The sequence below is a fragment of the Cobetia sp. 10Alg 146 genome (assembly GCF_029846385.1).
Lineage (GTDB): Bacteria > Pseudomonadota > Gammaproteobacteria > Pseudomonadales > Halomonadaceae > Cobetia > Cobetia marina.
The window spans coordinates 72,876-91,980 of record NZ_JARWKT010000012.1 but is presented as its reverse complement, the minus strand read 5'-3'; the positions used below and the strand labels follow the sequence as shown (position 1 = coordinate 91,980).

Below are 19,105 nucleotides of genomic sequence, written 5' to 3'. Positions count from 1 at the left end.
GATGCGACAGTTTGACTTCATGAGCAAGCGGCGCGCGGCCTTCATCGTCTCCATCGTGCTGACGATCGTGGCCATTGGCGCCCTTGTGATTCACGGCCTGAACCTGGGCCTCGACTTTACCGGTGGCACCCTGGTGGAAGTGCAATACCAGGCGGCGCCGGCGCTGGACAGCGTACGCCAGACACTGGAAGCCGCCGGCTACAAGGACGTCTCGGTCCAGACCTTCGGTGCCAGCAACGAGATTCTGGTGCGTCTGCAGCAGAGCTTCGAGGCCGGCATCGGCAATGACATCGTGGCGCACCTGCAGGCCACCGGCGATAGCGTGAACCTGATCCGCGCCGAGTTCGTCGGTGCTCAGGTCGGTGATCAGCTGCGTGACCAGTCCGGTCTCGGCATGCTGCTCGCCCTGGCCGTGGTGATGGTCTACGTGGCCTTCCGCTTCCAGTACAAGTTCGCCCTCGGCGCCCTCATCTCGCTGGGTCACGACGTCATCATCCTGCTGGGCATCTTCGCCCTGTTCGGACTCGACTTCGACCTGACGGTACTGGCCGCGGTGCTGGCCGTGATCGGCTACTCATTGAACGACACCATCATCGTCTACGACCGCATTCGCGAGAACATTCGCAAATCACGTACCGATGACATGCCGTCGATCTTCAATGACGCGATCAACGCGACGCTGTCACGCACGCTGTCCACCTCCGGCACCACCTTGCTGGTGCTGCTGGCGCTGTTCTTCCTGGGCGGCGACATGATCCACAACTTCGCCATCGCGCTGATCATCGGCGTGGTCGCGGGGACCTTCTCGTCCATCTACGTGGCAGCGGCGCTGTTGCTGGTGGTCGGCCTGAAGCGCGTGGATCTGATTCCCCCGCCCAAGGAGCAGTTCGAGGACGGCGCGCCGTAAGCGCCTCGCTCGACCGCCCGGCACGGATCGCCAGGCACAAAAAAACCCCACCTCGCATGAGGTGGGGTTTTTTTCGTTCTCCGCGTCGCCCTGCGGCTGGCAGGACTGCGAATCACGGCATCTTACAGGTGCGGCTGCATGGTCTGCGCCAGCGCCTTGTACAGGCGGGCACCCGCGGCCATCAGCGTGCCTTCCGCCACGACAACCGGCGTACCGTCGGCGCTGCCGGCCAGTGCGCCACATTCCTTCAGGAACAGGCTGACGATCTCGCTGTCACCGGCTTCCAGACCCAGCACGTAGACGGCATCGACACGGCCGGCGGCCAGTTCGAGCACATCCAGCAGTGCACAGCCATTGGCACGCAGGGTATCGAGCTGCGGGCCGACCTGCTGGACGATGGACAGGTAGGTGGCCAGGTGACGCGGACGCTGCCAGCTTTCCGGCAGACCCATCGCCAGACGCGCACCTTCGATGGAGGTGGCATTGGTCACGCGGATACGGTGGCCGGAATGCTGGGCGCCACGACCACGGCTGACGATGTACTCTTCGTCGGTGAACGGCGCGATGACCACGGCGTGCTCGGCACGCCCCTTGAACAGGCAGACCACGGACAGCGCGAAGCCGGAAGAGGCGGATGCCAGGTTGGAATACCCGTGCACCGGCTCGATGCGCCAGTGGTAGTCAGCGCCCTGGCCTTCGCCATCACGATGGTCGGTGTAACGGCCGGAGAGGCCGTGCTGCGGATAGCCGCGTTCCAGCTGACGCACGATGTGCGCTTCGGCGCGGCGTGCGGTGTCAGCGATGAAGGTATCGAGATCGTTGTCGTTGCGCGCGACTTCGATACGTTCACGAACACGGACGAACTGCTCTGCGGCGCCGCGTGCAGCACGCAGCGCAAATTGGACCATCGGATGCATGATCAAGGCCTTGACGAGTCGGAAGCTGTTAAAGAACGGTGTGTAACGCAGTAAGGCGGCTGGCCCGGAAATCTGCCAGCGGGTGCAACGGCCACGCTCATGACACCTGCCGGACACGGGGGTCGGCAATGCAGGAGAGCGAATACGCTACAACAGGACGGCGAAGTCTAGCAGATGCGACGCCCGGCTGCCATCGCCATCCCCGACCTTCGGCGAAGAGAGCCGGCCTGATCGGTCAGCGCCTGACTGCTCCCCGCGCCGGCTTCATGCTAGGATATCGGGTCCTGACGCACATCCCGCCCTGCCCGGTGCCCGGGCCGCGTCGATTGCCCCGCCCTTCAATCGCTATCCTGGAAGTCCTCATGCTTGAACGTCTGCGCATTGTCCTGATCGGTACCAGCCATCCCGGCAACATCGGTGGTGCAGCCCGCGCCATGCTCAACATGGGTCTGGCCGACCTCGCTCTGGTCGCGCCGCGCTGTCAGGTGCAATGTCAGGAGTCCGCCTCACGCGCCTCCGGCGCCGATACTCTGGTCGCCAATGCCCACGTGCATGAGACGCTGGAAGAGGCCGTGGCGGACTGCAGTCTGGTGGTCGGGTGCAGCGCACGCTCACGCAACCTCCCATGGCCGATGATCACGCCGCGCGCCTTCGGCGCCACCCTGGCCGATGAGACCCGCCTGCCGGAGGCCCGCGTGGCCATCGTGTTCGGGCGCGAGGATTCCGGGCTCTCCAATGAAGAGCTGCAGCGCTGCCATCGTCACGTCCACATCCCGACCAATCCGGACTTCAGCTCGCTGAATCTGGCCGCGGCCGTGCAGGTGCTGGCCTACGAGTGCCGCCAGGCATGGCTGGCTGATCAGGAAGCCGCCGGCGAGACCCCGCGGGCCGAGGATGACCAGCCATTCGGCATCGACTGGGACAGTCCGTTGGCCAGCCACGCAGACCTCGAGCGCCTGTTCGAGCATCTGGAAAAGACGCTGATCAGCATCGATTTCCTGGACCCGGAACAACCGCGCCAGCTGATGGCACGCCTGCGCAGACTGTACCTGCGCGCCCGCCCCGACAGCATGGAAATCAACATCCTGCGCGGGATTCTCTCGTCAGTCGACAAGCAGGTCCGCCTGGCACAGACCGACGCGGCAAACCGCACTCTTTGAGGACACGCCATGTTCACTCGACTGCGTGAAGACATCAACAGCGTCTTTGCTCGCGACCCGGCGGCACGCAATTTCTTTGAAGTCCTGACCAACTATCCGGGTCTGCACGCCCTGCTGGCGCATCGCATCAATCATTGGTTGTGGCGTCACAACGCCAAGTGGCTGGCGCGCACCGGTTCGACCCTGATGCGCTGGCTGACGGGCATCGAGATCCACCCCGGTGCCACCATCGGACGCCGCTTCTTCATCGACCACGGCATGGGCGTCGTGATCGGCGAGACGGCGCTGATCGGTGATGACGTGACGCTCTATCACGGCGTCACCCTCGGCGGCACCACCTGGAATGCCGGCAAGCGTCACCCGACCCTCGGCGATGGCGTCATCGTCGGGGCCGGCGCCAAGATTCTCGGCCCGTTCACGGTCGGCGCCGGGGCCAAGGTCGGCTCCAACGCCGTGGTCACACGCGAAGTCCCGGCCGGTGCCACCGTGGTCGGGATTCCCGGCAAGATCGTCAAGCGCGCCGAACCGGACGTGGCGGAGGAGCCGCCCGTCGATCCGGAAAGCCGCGAAGCCATGAAGGAGAAGTTCGGCTTCGATGCCTACGGTATGGGCCAGGACATGCCCGACCCGGTCGCGCGCTCCATGCACGCGATGCTCGATCACATGCATGCGGTGGACAAGCGGATCGAACAGATGTGCGGCACGCTGCGCAAGCTGGATGCCAGCTATCGCGCCGGCCACCTTCCCGAGCTGGACGACGCCGATTTCGCGCAGCTGATCGATGAGCTGGGGCCCTGTGGTGGTGAGCCCGCGGACAAGCGTCCGCAGGCCCGGCCGGTCACCCGCGAAGCCGACGCCACACCCAGCGCCTCCGGTCATGGCGAGTCCGAGCGCCAGCACGGATAAAGTTGACCAAATCAGTCGGGATTGACCCCCTCGCCGCGTCTCACCATAATGGACAGTCTGATGCGCCGTCTGCCTGCAGACGGCGCCGACACTGCGGCCCTGTCGCCGATGCCATTCGCTCCACCAGCTCACGAGTTCCGCCATGCGCCTGACCACCAAGGGACGCTACGCCGTCACCGCGATGCTCGATCTGGCGCTTCATGCCAGTTGTGGTCCGACCTGCCTTGCCGACATCTCCGTGCGCCAAGGCATTTCCCTGTCCTATCTCGAGCAGCTGTTCGCTCGCCTGCGCCGTGCCGGGCTGGTCAAGAGCGTACGCGGCCCGGGTGGCGGCTACTTGCTGGACGTCGAGCTGGAAAGCACCTCCGTGGCGCGCATCATCGATGCCGTGAATGAATCGGTGGATGCCACCCGCTGCCAGGGACTCTCGGACTGTCAGGCAGGCGACACCTGCCTCACGCACCATCTGTGGTGTGACCTGTCCGATGAGATCCATGGCTTTCTCGATGGCATCAGCCTGGCGGACCTGGTCGCACGTGAGGAGGTTCGCCAGATTGCCAGTCGTCAGCGCAAGGCCTGCGAGCCGACACCGATCACCGTCATGCCCGGCAGCTGAACCCGTTCGTCATGTCTTCAGGAAGTCACCATGTCCCAGCCGATCTACCTTGACTATGCTGCCACCACGCCCGTCGACCCACGCGTCGCCGAGCTGATGATGCGTCACCTGACGCAGGGCGGCACCTTCGCCAACCCGGCCTCGCGCAGTCACATGCCGGGCTGGCTGGCCGAGCAGGCGGTCGAGGGCGCGCGTCGTCAGGTAGCCGACGCCATCGGCGCCGACCCGCGCGAGATCGTCTGGACCAGCGGTGCCACCGAAGCCGACAACCTGGCGCTGACCGGCTACATGCGCGCCAATGCCGAGCGTGGGCGTCACCTGATCACCTCGACCATCGAGCACAAGGCGATTCTGGATACCGCCAGTGCGCTGGAAGCCGAGGGCTTCGAGGTCACGCGTATCGCACCGCAGCCGGATGGCCGCATCAGCCCCCAGAGCCTGCGTGACGCTCTGCGCGCCGACACGATCCTGGTATCGCTGATGGCAGTGAACAATGAGCTGGGCAGCCTGAATGATCTCGATGCCCTCGGCGATATCGCCCGCTCGCATGGCGCGGCCTTCCATGTCGATGCCGCCCAGGCTCCCGGCAAGGTGCAGCTCGATGTCAGCCGACAGCCCATCGACATGCTATCGCTGTCCGCGCACAAGGCCTACGGCCCCAAGGGGGTTGGCGCGCTGTACGTGCGACGTCAGCCGCAGATCAAGTTAGAGGCCCTGATCCACGGCGGCGGGCATGAGCGCGGCATGCGCTCCGGCACCCTGCCCACCCATCAGATCGTCGGCATGGGCGAGGCCTACCGCCTGTGCGCCGAACAGTTCGATGCCGACCACCAGCACCTGATCGCGCTGCGCCAGCAATTCGTCGCCGGACTATCCGGCCTTGAAGGCGTGCATTTCAATACCGATATAGACGTCAGCGCCCCCGGCATCCTCAACCTCGCCTTCGACGGCGTGGACGGTGAGGCGATGCTGATGGCACTGCGCGGCATCGCGATTTCCACCGGTTCGGCCTGCAATTCCGCCAGTGTCGAACCGTCCTTCGTACTCACCGGCATCGGGGTGCCCCGTCCACTGGCGCTGGCGTCACTGCGCTTCAGCTTCGGACGCTTCACCACCGCCGCCGACATTGAATCCGCGCTCGGCGAGCTCAGGCATGCCCTGACCTCGCTGCGCGCCTGACCCGGGAGACTGCTCATGGCACACCTGTCGATTTCCCCCTCCGCCGCCGACCAGATCCGTGTCGTGCTGGCCGAGCGCGGCCACGGCCTTGGCCTGCGCGTCTCGGTCAAGCCCAGCGGCTGCTCCGGCTACAGCTACGTGCTCGACTTCGCCGATGAGGCCAACGAGGAAGATGTGGTCTTCGTCGATCACGGCGCGACTGTCTATGTCGACAGCGAAGCGCTGGCCGTGCTCGACGGCTCCGAAGTGGACTACGTCAAGGACGGTCTGAACCGCTACTTCCGCTTCAACAACCCCAACGTCAAGGACGAGTGTGGTTGTGGCGAGAGCTTCAGCGTGTAGATCCAGCTTCAGCGTGTAGATCCAGCGTCAGCGTGTAGAGCTGGCTCAGCGCGTAGAGCGTCATTGCAGACAAGACGCCTGCCATCCGCGCGTCATCCAGTATCCGCATGATGGATGCAGTGGATGACGCGAGCAGCTATAATGCCGCCCACTTTTGTCGAGCCCTGCGTCGACAGAGCCCTTTTTCCGCCGCAAGGCCCCAGGCCGTGCGGCTCTTCAAAGCTTGTCTCAGGAGATTCACCATGACCCAGCGTACTCTGTCCATCATCAAGCCGGACGCCGTCGCCAAGAACGTGATCGGCGAGATCTACTCTCGCTTCGAGAAGGCCGGTCTGCAGATCGTCGCTTCCAAGATGGTTCACCTGTCCAAGGAACAGGCCGAAGGCTTCTACGCTGAGCACAGCGAACGTGGCTTCTTCGGTGAGCTGGTCGGCTTCATGACCTCCGGCCCGGTCATGATCCAGGTGCTGGAAGGCGAAGACGCCATCACCAAGAACCGCGACCTGATGGGCGCTACCAACCCGAAGGAAGCAGAAGCTGGCACCATCCGTGCAGACTTCGCCACTTCCATCGACGCCAACGCCGTTCACGGTTCTGACGCGCCGGAATCCGCTGCTCGCGAAATCGCCTACTTCTTCGGCGACAACGAAATCTGCCCGCGCGGTTGATTTCGCCTTGTGCGCCTGATGATGTCTGTCCCTTGCGGGCGTGATATCACCAGCCGTGCATGACTCGACGGCCCTGCCTGCGTGGCGGGGCCGTCGTGGTATCGGACGTGCTGAAGCGTCGTGCGCCAACCTGCATTCCCTGAAGCAGATTCGACGCTTGAGCAGGTCCGATACGCTTTTCTTGAAGCCCTGCAGCTACCTCCGCCAGTGCCGTGCGGCCATTCCCTGCCCATTGCCTGACTGCGAGTGTCCATTGAGGTCCGCGATTCATCGCCACCTCCGCTGACAGCGCCACCCTGCAGACGTCTATCCTTGTGGCTGACGCCTGCCCATCCCTGACACGACCGGCCCGAGACCATGACTGATACCACTGCAACCGCTACCGATGCCGCGGCACCTGCCGACGTGAAGCTCACCAACCTGCTTGGCCTGCCGCGCCCGGCGATGGAAGCCTTCTTCGAGAGCATCGGCGAGAAGAAATTCCGCGCCACCCAGGTGATGAAATGGATTCACCAGGAAGGCGTCGACAGCTTCGACGAGATGACCAATCTCGCCAAGCCCCTGCGCGAACGCCTCAAGCAGGTCGCCGAGATTCGCGCGCCGGGCATCGTCTATGAAGGCGAGTCCAAGGACGGTACCCGCAAGTGGGTGCTGGAAGTCAGCGACGGCAGCTATGTCGAGACCGTGCTGATTCCGTCCGAGAACGGCAATCGTCGCACCCTGTGCGTGTCTTCCCAGGTCGGCTGCTCGCTGGACTGCAGCTTCTGCTCCACCGGCAAGCAGGGCTTCGAGCGTGACCTGACCGCCGCCGAGATCATCGGCCAGGTGTGGGTCGCCACCCGTGGCGCCGAAGACCGCAAGGACACCCGCAAGCGTCCGGTCACCAACGTGGTGATGATGGGCATGGGCGAGCCGCTGATGAACTACGACAACGTCGTGCCGGCAATGAAGCTGATGCTGGACGACAACGCCTACGGCCTGTCCAAGCGTCGCGTCACCCTCTCCACCTCCGGTGTGGTGCCCAAGCTGGACCAGCTCGGCGACGAGATGGACGTCAGCCTGGCGATCTCGCTGCACGCGGCCAACGATGAACTGCGCAACGTGCTGGTGCCGATCAACCGCAAGTGGAACATCCGCGCGCTGCTCGACTCCTGCCATCGCTACCTGGCCAAGTGTGACGACGCGCGTATCGTCACCATCGAGTACACCCTGATCAAGGACGTCAACGACCAGATCCAGCACGCCGAGGAACTGGCCGCGCTGCTCGACGAGCTGCCGTGCAAGATCAACCTGATCCCGTTCAACCCGTTCCCGCATTCCGGTTACGAGAAGCCGTCACGCAATCAGGTGATGCGCTTCCAGCAGCGTCTCTATGAGCTGGGCTACACCGCCCCGGTGCGCGCGACACGTGGCGATGACATCGACGCCGCCTGTGGCCAGCTGGTCGGTCAGGTCAAGGACCGCACCCGTCGCGCCGAGCGTTACATCAACGCCATCCAGCTCGACGCCGACTGAGCCAGAGCACTTGTCGGGGCCAGATACCTGAGGCCACCACGGTGACTCCCAGCGCCAGCCATGAGCTTTTCATGGCTGGCGTTTTCGCGCGGGGAAGCCGCAAATGGCCCATGGGGATGCCTGCCGCGCGACTGTGACGACCCCCACCCCCCTGCCTGACAACCCCGCCTTGACTTGTCTGGAGTGCAGCGCTTTGATGGAGGCGCTTCTGTTGCCTGCAGCGATCCTCGCCCGCAGGCAGATCACGAGCCTTATCTCGCGAGGATTGCATGTCGAGTCGTCTGCCACTTCATCGCTTTTCCCGCCGCGGCGCCACGGCGCGAGTTCGCGGCATGCTGCTGTGCCTGAGTCTTGCCGGCCTGACCCTGTCGGGCTGCGCGACGCGCGTGGAAACCAATGACCCTTACGCGGCCCCCGATGACAACAAGGCATCGACGGCCTATGTGGAACTTGGCGAGGCCTATCTGAGTCGTAATCAGTTGCAACGCGCGGACAATGCCTTCCAGAAGGCACTCAAGCTGCAGCAGGGGAATGCCGAAGCCAAGGCCGGGCTGGCGATGATCTATCAGCGTCAGGGCGAGAACGTGCTGGCAGATGACTACTTCAAGCAGTCCATCGCCAGTGACCCCTCGTTCACGCGGGCACGCAACAACTATGCGGCATTCCTGTACTCGCGCGGGGAATACGTCGCCGCCTGCGAGCAGCTGGAAAAAGCCACGCAGGATCTGACCTATGATAACCGCGGCCAGCTCTACACCAACCTGGGGCGCTGTCAGCTGCAGCTGGGCAAGACGAGCGAGGCACGGGCGAACTTCGATCGTGCCGTCAAGATCAACCCGCGGGAAGCCGAGGCGTGGCTCGCCAAGGCGCGCATGGAACATGAAGCCGGTGACGATGACGCTGCCCAGCAGGCGCTGAGCCGATATTTCCGACTGAACGGCACCGACAGTGACAGTCTGGAACTGGCCGTGGATGTCGCCGTGGCACGCGGTGATGCACGCCTGGCGGACCTCTACGGCCGACAGCTGGAGCAGATCAGAACACGTGAGGCCGGACGCGCGGTCATCCGCACACCATGAAACCGGGGCTCGGGCGTGGCGTGACGCGGGAAACGCCCTGCGCGCCCGGCTCACCGGGCGTCACTCGGCGACAGGTTGCTTCGTTGAGGCACCGGAAGACCGAAATGCCGGTGAAAATTCTGGCCCGGCCTTGGTATAGTGCCGACGTCAACATGGCATGACGGCTTGCCATCGCCGACGAGGTCACGTCACCGTCGTGGCATGTCAGCTCGACAGCCGGAGCGGATGGTCACTCCTGTTGGCAGTCACCCGTTTTCACGACCATCGTTCACAGCAGTTGTTTACAGTAACTGTTCACAGCAATACCGGAAGAGTGCCCGGACAGGTATCCGGTCGTCCGTTCTTCCCTACAAGGATGCGCCATGAGCGAACATCAGCCCTCCCCTGACATGTCCGTCAGCGACACACTGCCTGGCAAGCTTCTCAAGGCTGAGCGGGAGCATCAGGGGCTGTCACGTGATGAAGTGGCAACACAGCTCAACCTGCGCCCCAGTCTGGTCGATGACCTGGAACGCGACCACTACGACCAGATCCCCATCGCGGCCTACCGCCGCGGTTACCTGCGCGCCTATGCCCGCTTGCTGGGCATGGATGAGAAAGCGGTCGTCGGCCAGTACAATGCCCAGTTCGGCACCACCGAGGTGGAGCGCCATCCTCCTGCGATGAGCCCCTCGGTGCGCCCGCCCGGCAAGCTGGGCAAGTACCTGTTTCGACTCGTCAGCCTGCTGGTCATCGCCGGACTGATCGGCCTCAGCTACGTCTGGTGGCAGAGTGGAGACTATGGACGCACTTCACCGTCAGAGACGTCCGACGCCGCTCCCCTCAGCGAAGGCGCGACCGACGATGGCTCACCGGTCGTCAATGCCGATGGCTCGATCGAGCTGACCCTCTCCCAGACGGCAGCAGCGCCTGCCGCTGACGATGCCGGGGAGGCCAGCACCGGCGAATCCGTCGCGACGACACCCGGCGCGACTCCGGCCACGACAGGCGGCGACGTCAGCGAAACCGGCACCACGCCGGCGAATGCCAGCCTCGCGGCGGACGCCGCAAGCGACACCGTGGCTGCCGGCGCAGAGGACACGACAGAACCGCAAGCGGTACAGGAAGCTACCGCCCCTGCCGCTGACCCGCGCAAGCTGACACTGACCTTCAACAATGATTCCTGGACCGGCATCCGCGATGCAGATGGCAAGAAGCTGCTCTGGGGCACCTTCCCGGCAGGTAGCAGCGAGACTGTGGAAGGCAAGCCGCCGTTCAAGCTCACCATCGGCAAATCCGCGGGCGTCGTCCTTGAATACATGAACGAGCCGGTTGATCTGAAAAGCGCCACACGCGGCACCGTCGCCAAACTCACACTCGGTGAATGATCCGGAATCCCATGCATAGTCACTCCCCCATCAAGCGCCGCGTCTCGCGCAAGATTCATGTCGGCAACGTCGCCGTCGGCGGCGATGCACCGATTTCCGTGCAGAGCATGACCAATACCGACACCAACGATGTCGCCGCCACCGTCGCGCAGATCAAGCGCCTCGAGGATGCCGGTGCCGATATCGTGCGTGTCAGCGTGCCGGACATGGATGCCGCTGAAGCCTTCGGTCGCATCAAGCAGCAGAGCAACATCCCGCTGGTGGCCGATATCCACTTCGACTACAAGATCGCCCTGCGCGTCGCCGAGCTCGGCGTGGATTGCCTGCGCATCAACCCGGGCAACATCGGCCGTGAAGACCGTGTGCGTGCCGTGGTCAGCGCCGCACGTGACAACGGTATCCCGATCCGCATCGGCGTCAACGCAGGCTCCCTGGAAAAGGACCTCCAGAAGAAATACGGCGAACCGACGCCGGCCGCGCTGGTCGAATCCGCCATGCGCCACATCGATCACCTCGATCGCCTCGATTTCCAGGAATACAAGGTCAGCGTCAAGGCCAGCGACATCTTCATGGCCGTCGCCGCCTATCGTGATCTGGCAACGCGCATCGAACAGCCGCTGCACCTGGGGATCACCGAAGCCGGCGGTCTGCGTTCCGGTACCGTGAAATCCTCCATCGGCCTCGGTATGCTGCTGATGGACGGCATCGGCGACACCATCCGTGTCTCGCTGGCCGCGGACCCGGTCGAGGAGATCAAGGTCGGCTTCGACATGCTCAAGAGTCTCAAGCTGCGTGCCAAGGGCATCAACTTCATTGCCTGCCCCAGCTGCTCACGTCAGAACTTCGACGTCATCAAGACCATGAACGAGCTGGAGAATCGCCTCGAGGACGTGCTGACACCGCTGAACGTCTCGGTGATCGGCTGTGTCGTCAACGGCCCCGGTGAAGCCAAGGAGACCGATGTCGGTCTGACCGGCGGCAGCCCGGCGAATCTGGTCTATCTGGACGGCAAGCCGGCCAGCAAGCTGACCAACGACACGCTCGTCGATGACCTGGAACGTCTGATTCGAGACAAGGTCGCCGAAAAAGAGGCCCGTGAGGCCGATACCATCATCCGCCAGGGCTGAGCACGTCTCAGTCGGCTTGCGCATCATCACGATGCGCCTTCGTCTCCCCGCCTGACGTCATGCTGTTGCATGCCGCTGCCGCGGGGAGATGCGCAAGGATTCAGGAGAGAACGTTGAGCACCAAGATCCAGGCCATCCGTGGCATGAACGACCTGCTGCCGGACCAGTCACCGGTATGGCAATACTTCGAACACCAGGTGCAGACCCTGATGGGCCAGTACGGCTATCGCGAGATTCGCACGCCCATCGTCGAGCAGACGGCGCTGTTCAAGCGCTCCATCGGCGAGGTGACCGACATCGTCGAGAAGGAGATGTACACCTTCGAGGATCGCAACGGCGACAGCCTGACCCTGCGTCCGGAAGGCACGGCCAGCTGCGTGCGCATGGCGATGGAGAACGGTCTAGTCCACAACCAGATCCAGCGCCTGTGGTATGCCGGCCCCATGTTCCGCCACGAGCGCCCGCAGAAAGGCCGTTATCGTCAGTTCCATCAGGTGGGTGTCGAAGCCTACGGCATGGATGGCCCGGACATCGATGCCGAGATGATCCTGATCTCGGCACGCCTGTGGCGTCAGCTGGGCCTGCTGGAGCACGTCACGCTCGAACTGAACTCACTGGGCAGCCTGGAAGCACGTGCTGCCTATCGTGACCTGCTGATCGAATACTTCGAGCAGCATCTGGATGTGCTTGACGAGGACGCCAAGCGTCGCCTGCACAGCAATCCGCTGCGCATTCTCGATACCAAGAACCCGGACATGGCCGCCGTCGTCGATGCCGCGCCGCGTCTCGGCGATCACCTGGATGAAGCCTCCCGCGTGCACTTCGAGGGCCTCAAGGCACGTCTCGATGCGGCGGGCATCCAGTACGTCATCAATCCGCGCCTGGTACGTGGCCTGGATTACTATTCGCGCAGCGTGTTCGAGTGGACCACCACCGCACTGGGCAGCCAGGGCACCGTGTGTGCCGGTGGCCGCTATGACAGCCTGTTCGAACAGCTGGGCGGCAAGCCGGTACCGGCGGTCGGCTTCGCCATGGGTGTCGAGCGCCTGATCCTACTGCTCGAGACACTGGAACTGGTCCCGGAGGCCGTGCGTGAGACCGTCGATGTCTATCTGATGTCGATGGGTGAGCAGGCCGAAGCCGAATCCATGCGTCTGGCCGAAGATCTGCGCAGCGCCCTGCCCGACCTGCGCCTCGTGCTGCATTGCGGCGGCGGCAGCTTCAAGAGCCAGATGAAGAAGGCCGACAAGAGCGGCGCACGCGTGGCATTGATTCTCGGTGAGAATGAAGTCATCGAAGGGACCGTGGGACTCAAGTTCCTGCGCGAGGAGCGTGATCAGGAAACCCTGAATCAGCGCGCCCTCGGCGAGCGTCTCGCGAGTGTCTTCAGCGCCTGAGACGGCCAGTGAATATCCGGCGGGGCCAGTGCGCCCCGCCTCCCGAATGTATGTGCCGGCGTACCGGCCAGGTCAAGGAGACCGCCCGTGGCGGAAGAGCTCAGAAGCGAAGAAGAACAGCTTGAGGCCATCAAGCGCTGGTGGAGCGAGAACGGCAAGTCACTGATCGCCGGTGTCGTGCTGGCCGGTGCTGGCATCTTTGCCTTCAAGGCCTGGCAGAATTACGAGGCCAGTCAGTCCGAGGCAGCCTCCATGCGCTATCAACAGCTGATCAGCCTCGTCAGTCAGCCCACGCTGGAAGATGCGGGTGTCCAGCGGGCACGCAACCTGATCAGTGAGCTGGAAAGCGAGCACGCCGACAGTCTCTATACCCAGATGGCCCATCTGCTGGATGCCAGCATGTCGGTGAAGGCCGATGACCTCGACGCTGCCGCCAAGGCACTGCAGAGCGTGGTGGACAGCGACGCCGACAGCTATCTCAAGGGGCTGGCCAGCCTGCGTCTGGCCCGACTCCATGTGGAGCTCGGCGAGCAGGACAAGGCCTTGAGCCTGCTGGAGAACCCGCCCACGACCCTCGCGGCACAGGCCGCCGCCGTGCGCGGGGATGCACTGGTGGCACAAGGCAAGCGTGATGAAGCCGTCGCGGCCTATCAAGAAGCCAGCCGCCTGTCCGAGCAGAGCGGCCAGCCGGTCTACGGGCTGGATCTGAAACTCGCCGACCTCGCCGTGGAGAGCCCGTCATGAAACTGAATCACCGCCTGTCGCTGCCTGTGTCGCTGCTGACCGTCAGCCTGTTGGCCGGTTGCGCCAGCAGTGCCCAGCCAGAGTATGCCCCCAAGGAACTCGTCGACTTCGATGCCACGGTGGCGCTGGATTCCGCCTGGAGCGAATCGGTCGGCAACGGCCTGGGTCGCGCTCACTACCCGTTGGCCCCCATCGTGGCCAATGACCGGCTGTTCGTGGCGGCAGAAGAGGGTGAGCTGGAAGCCTTCGATGCCAAGACCGGCGACGAGGTCTGGCAGATCACCCTGCCGGCCGGCATCACCAGTGCACTGAATGCCGACCCGTCTCGTCTGTATGTCGGTACCCGCGATGGCAAGGTCAGCGCCATTGACCAGCAGGACGGCAGCATCGAATGGAGCACGCGAGTCTCCAGCGAAGTGCTGGCCGCACCTCAGTACAACGAGGAGCTGATCGTGGTGCAGAGCGTCGATGGCAGCGTGACCGCACTGGATCGCTTCACCGGCGAGGAACAGTGGGTCTATTCCGCGACCATCCCCGCGTTGACGCTGCGCGGCACCGGCGCACCGCGCGTCATCCAGCCGGTCACCTTTGCCGGCTTCGCCAATGGCAAGCTCGTGACCCTGGACAACCGCTCGGGTCAGGAGCTGTGGGACCTGCGGGTCGCGGTGCCCTCCGGGCGTACCGAAGTGGATCAGCTGGTGGATCTGGATGGCCAGCCGGTGCTGACCCGTGACGGTCGCCTGTACGTCACCAGCTACAACGGCCGCCTGATCGCGCTGGATGCTCGCAATGGCGAGCCGCTGTGGGACAAGCCTTCCTCCAGCTACCTGACACCGATCGTCGTGGGTGACTACCTGTTCAGCATCGACAACGCCAGCCACATCCTGGCGATGGATGCCAACACCGGCAACGTGCTGTGGAAATCGGAAGACCTCGAGGGTCGCTGGCTGACCTCACCCGCCTTCATCGATGGCAAGCTGGTGGTGGGAGATTATGAAGGCTACGTGCACCTGATCGATGCCCAGAGTGGGGAAATGGCTGGCCGCTACGACGTCGGTGGCGACGGCATCAGCATCACGCCGCTCACCGAAGGCAAGCGCATCTTCGTCTACACCAATGATGGCGAGCTGACCGCACTGGATCTCGAAGCTCCCTGAGTCCGGTCGGGAAGCCTCTGCAACGCATCAACGGCAGCCCCAGTGCTGCCGTTGATGCGTTGTGGGCACGCAATGCCGTCTACGCCATTGGTAGCGTCATGCTCGCAGTGCTAGAATACCGCCCCCGCTGACCACACGAGTCGGCTGACGCGCCAAGGTGTCGGCAGATTCGCTGAACTCAGCCACGAGATCATTTCCGCAGAGAGTGCCAAGGCCCACTCTGCGGGCCATACTGGAGACACGCCTCGTCAGGCGCCTGCCGACGACGCCCTTCAGTGACCCAAGTCCGATATCATCGCTATCGCCCTGCCTGCACAAGGTGCTTTCCAGCCGTCATGGTTCGAAGCAGACCGCCCGGGGCCGGCATCGATGCTATCCCTGCGAATGCTGTGAGATTTCATGAACCCCGTGATCGCCCTGGTCGGCCGCCCGAATGTCGGCAAGTCGACGCTATTCAATCGCCTCACCAAGACCCGTGATGCCCTGGTCGCCGACTTCCCGGGCCTGACCCGTGACCGCAAGTACGGCACCGGCAAGGTCGGTGGCAAGCCCTACACCGTCATCGACACCGGCGGCATCAGCGGTGACGAGGAAGGTATCGACCTGATGATGGCGGGCCAGTCGCTGGCCGCCATCGATGAGGCCGACATCGTGCTGTTCATGGTCGACGCGCGCGCCGGCCTGAACATGGCCGATGAAGCCATCGCCAACCACCTGCGCATCAACCAGAAGAAGACCTGGCTGGTGGTCAACAAGACCGACGGCATGGACGAGGAAATCGGCAAGTCCGACTTCTGGACCCTGGGTCTGGGTGACCCGCGCGCCATCGCCGCCGAGCATGGTCGCAACGTCACCACGCTGCTGGAAGAGGTACTCTCGCCCTACCCGGAAGTCGAGGAAGGCGAAGACGAGGACCTGCATCCGGAGCTGGATGACCGCGGCGTGCGCATCGGCATCATCGGTCGCCCGAACGTCGGCAAGTCGACGCTGGTCAACCGCCTGCTGGGCGAGGAGCGCGTGGTCGTCTTTGACCAGGCCGGCACCACCACCGACGCCGTGGAGATTCCCTTCGAGCGTCGTGGCAAGCCGTATCTGCTGGTCGATACCGCCGGGATCCGTCGCCGCAAGAACGTGCGCGAAGTGGTGGAGAAGTTCTCCATCATCAAGACCCTGGAAGCGATCAAGAAGTGCAACGTCGCCGTGATGGTGCTCGATGCCCGTCAGGGACTGGTCGAGCAGGATCTCCACCTGCTGGACTTCGTGCTGACCAGCGGTCGCGCTCTGGTGCTGGTGGTCAACAAGTGGGATGGCCTGGAAAGCGAAGCCAAGGAGAAGATGCGTTCCGAGATCAAGCGTCGTCTGGGCTTTGCCGACTACGCCGACCTGCACTTCATCTCCGCACTGCACGGTACGGCGGTGGGTGACCTCTACCCGTCCATCGACCGCGCCTTCGAGAGTGCCGTGGCCCGCTGGTCGACCAAGCGCCTGACCACCCTGCTGCAGGATGCCACTCAGGCGCACCAGCCGCCGATGGTCAACGGCCGTCGCATCAAGCTGCGCATGGCGCACCAGGGCGGCGCCAATCCGCCGCTGATCGTGGTGCACGGCAACCAGACCAACAAGCTGCCGGAAGCCTACAAGCGCTATCTGACCAACACCTTCCGCAAGGTGCTCAAGGTCAAGGGCACGCCGATGCGCTTTGAGTTCCGCTCAGGCGACAACCCCTTCGACGGTGCCCAGGGCAGCGATGACCGCGAGCGCGCGAAAGAGCGTTCACTGGCGCGCACCAAGGAAGCCCGCAAGGAACGCAAGCAACGCCGCTGATCACAGCCGCCGCGCATGCTCTGAACAGGTTCCGCACCTGAACGACGCCGCCCCCGCAGATGACTGCAGGGGCGGCGTCTTCGTCTGGGCGCATTGCCTCAGGCCAGTGGCCGGTGCTGCACACCCCGGTCACATGATGGCATCAGGCTTCCAGCGTCTTCTGTCCCGCCCACAGGTTGGCGAACTGCCAGGCAGCACGCCCGCTGCGCACCCCGCGCTGAGTGGCGTAACGCAACGCCTCGGCACGCGCCGCCTCGTCGAAGCTGCCCGCGCCGAGACGCCATTCCACCCAGTGCTGACAGGTCTCCAGGTAGGCATCCTGATTGAAGGGATGGAAGGCCAGCCATAGGCCGAAGCGGTCCGACAGCGAGATCTTCTCTTCCACCGCATCGCCATGATGCAGCTCGCCATCGACGATATGGGTGTCGTGATTGTCGCTCATGTGCTCCGGCAGCAGATGACGACGGTTGGACGTGGCGTACAGCAGCACGTTCTCCGGCGGGCCCGTCAGGGTGCCATCCAACACGCTCTTGAGCGCCTTGTAGGCGTCATCGCTACCCTCGAAGGACAGGTCATCACAATAGACGATGAAGCGGTGCGGCTGTTGTGCCAGCTCGGCGACCAGCCCCGGCAGCGCCGGCAGGTCGTGACGGTCTATCTGGATCAACCGCAGGCCTTCACTGCCCAGGGTGTTGAGCAGCGCACGTACCAGCGATGACTTGCCGGTGCCACGCGCGCCCCACAGCAGCGCGTGGTTGGCCGGCCGACCCGCCAGGAAGGCGCGGGTATTGGCCAGCAGCTCGCGCTTCTGACGGGCGATGCCGAGCAGATCCTCGAGCGTCAGGGCATCACGCGGCGCGATCGGGGTCAGGCGGCCGCCCAGGGGGTGGCGGGTCCACAAGGCGGCGACGTCTCGTGTCCAGTCCACCTCGACAGCCGTCGGCGGCAGCATCGGCTCCAGACGGTCCAGCAACTGCGAGAGGCGGTGTTCAAACTCTGGTGACATGATGACTCCCTGTCAGGTACATGGGGCAAGGGCCGTGGCAGGCCCATGAGATCGCGCCCAGTATCTCATGCCCGGCGAGCCCGTCTGGCCTGACGTTGCTGTGATCTCAGCAACGTATCATTTCGCTGACTGCACCACTGCGCCTATCCGGTTATGCTGTCTGCACGTTTCTTGCACGTTCAGCACCGCCTTGCCGTGCACTCGAAGGTTGTCATCGTCACCATTGCCAGGAGGCCTCAATGCCAGGATTGCTCGATCACTCATCTCCCCGCGCCCTGCGCCGTCTGCTCCCGCTGGCGGCTCTTGCGGCGTCCGTCACCTTGAGTGCCTGCGCCAGTTCTCCTCTGGGCCGAAGCCAATTGACGCTCTATTCGGATCAGGAGCTGGAGAAGATGGGAGAAGCCAGCTTCAGCAAGTACCAACAGGAGCTGCCGGTGGTGGAAGGCCGCCAGGATGCCTATGTCAGCTGCGTGGCAGATGCCGTGACCGCCAAGGTGCCCGCCAGCTATGGCATCAGCGAGTGGCAGGTCAAGGTATTCGAGGATGACTCTGCCAATGCCTTCGCACTGCCGGGCGGCTACATCGGCGTCAACACCGGTCTGCTGGAAGTCGCCGAGAATCAGGATCAGCTGGCGACCGTCATCGGCCATGAGATCGCCCACGTGCTGGCCCGCCATGCCAATGAGCGCGTCTCGACCCAATCCCTGACGTCCGCAGGTCTTTCCCTGACCCAGGCACTGGCCGGACTGGAAGGCACCGGCGGTGACCAGCTCATGGGATTGCTGGGCATGGGCGCGGAATATGGCGTGCTCAAGCCGTTCTCGCGTTCACATGAGTCCGAGGCCGACCTGCTGGGGCTGGACCTGATGGCCGAAGCCGGCTTTGACCCACGTGCCAGCATCAAGCTGTGGGCCAACATGAACGCCTCCGGTGGCGCTCAGCCCCCGGTCTGGATGTCCACTCACCCCAGTGACGAGCAGCGCATGACCGCGCTCAACGAGCGCCTCGAGACCGCATTGCCGACCTACCAACAGGCACGGGCCGCCGGCGAGAAGCCCAACTGCGACAGGCTGCGCTGAGCCGGCTTACGCAGGAGAACGTCCCCGTCTTCCAGAGGCGCCTGTCGGGCGCCTCTGGCATCTCTGCCGCGCATTCATCGATCTCGTGTCCCGACGTCTCACCGCCGTGCGCCAC

At 64.0% G+C, this 19,105-nt stretch carries 18 protein-coding genes; 16 read left to right on the top strand and 2 right to left on the bottom strand.

All coding sequences use genetic code 11. The features are described 5' to 3' along the window. The first annotated feature begins 1 nt into the window (after window position 1). Window positions 2-907, top strand: coding sequence for a protein translocase subunit SecF (secF, locus tag QD172_RS16775; protein WP_077380045.1), 906 nt, complete (start codon window positions 2-4; stop codon window positions 905-907). A 122-nt stretch (window positions 908-1,029) separates the two neighbouring features. Here secF and QD172_RS16770 read toward each other — a convergent pair whose 3' ends face one another. Then, the gene (locus QD172_RS16770; RefSeq protein WP_077380047.1) at window positions 1,030-1,824 is read right to left on the bottom strand and encodes an inositol monophosphatase family protein; all 795 of its coding nucleotides are present in this window, start codon (window positions 1,822-1,824) and stop codon (window positions 1,030-1,032) included. Between the two features lie 362 nt (window positions 1,825-2,186). On the opposite strand from QD172_RS16770, the gene trmJ reads away from it, so the two are divergent. The 14 genes from trmJ (at window position 2,187) to der (ending at window position 16,905) form a co-directional block, all read left to right on the top strand. After that, window positions 2,187-2,984, top strand: coding sequence for a tRNA (cytosine(32)/uridine(32)-2'-O)-methyltransferase TrmJ (gene trmJ, locus QD172_RS16765; protein ID WP_077380049.1), 798 nt, complete (start codon window positions 2,187-2,189; stop codon window positions 2,982-2,984). Window positions 2,985-2,993: 9 nt separating this feature from the next. Beyond that, window positions 2,994-3,890: a serine O-acetyltransferase gene (gene cysE, locus QD172_RS16760; protein WP_077380051.1), complete on the top strand. Its 897-nt coding sequence runs from the start codon at window positions 2,994-2,996 to the stop codon at window positions 3,888-3,890. A gap of 142 nt (window positions 3,891-4,032) precedes the next feature. Further along, window positions 4,033-4,506 carry a Fe-S cluster assembly transcriptional regulator IscR gene (gene iscR / locus QD172_RS16755; protein WP_077380053.1) on the top strand — a complete coding sequence of 158 codons (474 nt, stop codon included), beginning with the start codon at window positions 4,033-4,035 and terminating at the stop codon, window positions 4,504-4,506. Between the two features lie 30 nt (window positions 4,507-4,536). Further along, complete coding sequence (locus QD172_RS16750; protein WP_279856324.1) at window positions 4,537-5,685, top strand: aminotransferase class V-fold PLP-dependent enzyme; 1,149 nt, start codon at window positions 4,537-4,539, stop codon at window positions 5,683-5,685. A gap of 15 nt (window positions 5,686-5,700) precedes the next feature. After that, window positions 5,701-6,027, top strand: a complete 327-nt coding sequence (locus tag QD172_RS16745; RefSeq protein ID WP_077380057.1) for an iron-sulfur cluster assembly accessory protein — start codon at window positions 5,701-5,703, stop codon at window positions 6,025-6,027. A gap of 242 nt (window positions 6,028-6,269) precedes the next feature. Next, the gene (ndk, locus tag QD172_RS16740; RefSeq protein ID WP_043333812.1) at window positions 6,270-6,695 is read left to right on the top strand and encodes a nucleoside-diphosphate kinase; all 426 of its coding nucleotides are present in this window, start codon (window positions 6,270-6,272) and stop codon (window positions 6,693-6,695) included. A gap of 357 nt (window positions 6,696-7,052) precedes the next feature. Beyond that, window positions 7,053-8,210, top strand: a complete 1,158-nt coding sequence (rlmN, locus tag QD172_RS16735; protein WP_077380059.1) for a 23S rRNA (adenine(2503)-C(2))-methyltransferase RlmN — start codon at window positions 7,053-7,055, stop codon at window positions 8,208-8,210. Window positions 8,211-8,479: 269 nt separating this feature from the next. Next, window positions 8,480-9,289 carry a type IV pilus biogenesis/stability protein PilW gene (gene pilW, locus QD172_RS16730; RefSeq protein WP_077380061.1) on the top strand — a complete coding sequence of 270 codons (810 nt, stop codon included), beginning with the start codon at window positions 8,480-8,482 and terminating at the stop codon, window positions 9,287-9,289. Window positions 9,290-9,651: 362 nt separating this feature from the next. After that, window positions 9,652-10,656, top strand: coding sequence for a RodZ domain-containing protein (locus QD172_RS16725; protein WP_279856323.1), 1,005 nt, complete (start codon window positions 9,652-9,654; stop codon window positions 10,654-10,656). An 11-nt stretch (window positions 10,657-10,667) separates the two neighbouring features. Next, on the top strand, window positions 10,668-11,783 hold the full coding sequence (gene ispG / locus QD172_RS16720; RefSeq protein ID WP_077380065.1) for a flavodoxin-dependent (E)-4-hydroxy-3-methylbut-2-enyl-diphosphate synthase: 1,116 nt from the start codon (window positions 10,668-10,670) through the stop codon (window positions 11,781-11,783). A gap of 113 nt (window positions 11,784-11,896) precedes the next feature. Next, the gene (gene hisS, locus QD172_RS16715) at window positions 11,897-13,180 is read left to right on the top strand and encodes a histidine--tRNA ligase (RefSeq protein WP_255303288.1); all 1,284 of its coding nucleotides are present in this window, start codon (window positions 11,897-11,899) and stop codon (window positions 13,178-13,180) included. Between the two features lie 87 nt (window positions 13,181-13,267). After that, window positions 13,268-13,924: a tetratricopeptide repeat protein gene (locus QD172_RS16710; protein ID WP_084207900.1), complete on the top strand. Its 657-nt coding sequence runs from the start codon at window positions 13,268-13,270 to the stop codon at window positions 13,922-13,924. Then, the gene (gene bamB / locus QD172_RS16705; protein WP_077380072.1) at window positions 13,921-15,081 is read left to right on the top strand and encodes an outer membrane protein assembly factor BamB; all 1,161 of its coding nucleotides are present in this window, start codon (window positions 13,921-13,923) and stop codon (window positions 15,079-15,081) included. The genes QD172_RS16710 and bamB overlap by 4 nt, the downstream gene beginning before the upstream one ends. Window positions 15,082-15,480: 399 nt before the next feature. After that, window positions 15,481-16,905 carry a ribosome biogenesis GTPase Der gene (der, locus tag QD172_RS16700; RefSeq protein ID WP_077380074.1) on the top strand — a complete coding sequence of 475 codons (1,425 nt, stop codon included), beginning with the start codon at window positions 15,481-15,483 and terminating at the stop codon, window positions 16,903-16,905. 142 nt (window positions 16,906-17,047) lie between these two features. On the opposite strand, the gene QD172_RS16695 is transcribed toward der, so the two are convergent. Further along, on the bottom strand, window positions 17,048-17,911 hold the full coding sequence (locus tag QD172_RS16695; RefSeq protein ID WP_077380076.1) for an ATP-binding protein: 864 nt from the start codon (window positions 17,909-17,911) through the stop codon (window positions 17,048-17,050). A 239-nt stretch (window positions 17,912-18,150) separates the two neighbouring features. On the opposite strand from QD172_RS16695, the gene QD172_RS16690 reads away from it, so the two are divergent. Further along, on the top strand, window positions 18,151-18,990 hold the full coding sequence (locus QD172_RS16690) for a M48 family metallopeptidase (RefSeq protein WP_170877501.1): 840 nt from the start codon (window positions 18,151-18,153) through the stop codon (window positions 18,988-18,990). The last annotated feature ends 115 nt before the right edge of the window (window positions 18,991-19,105 follow it).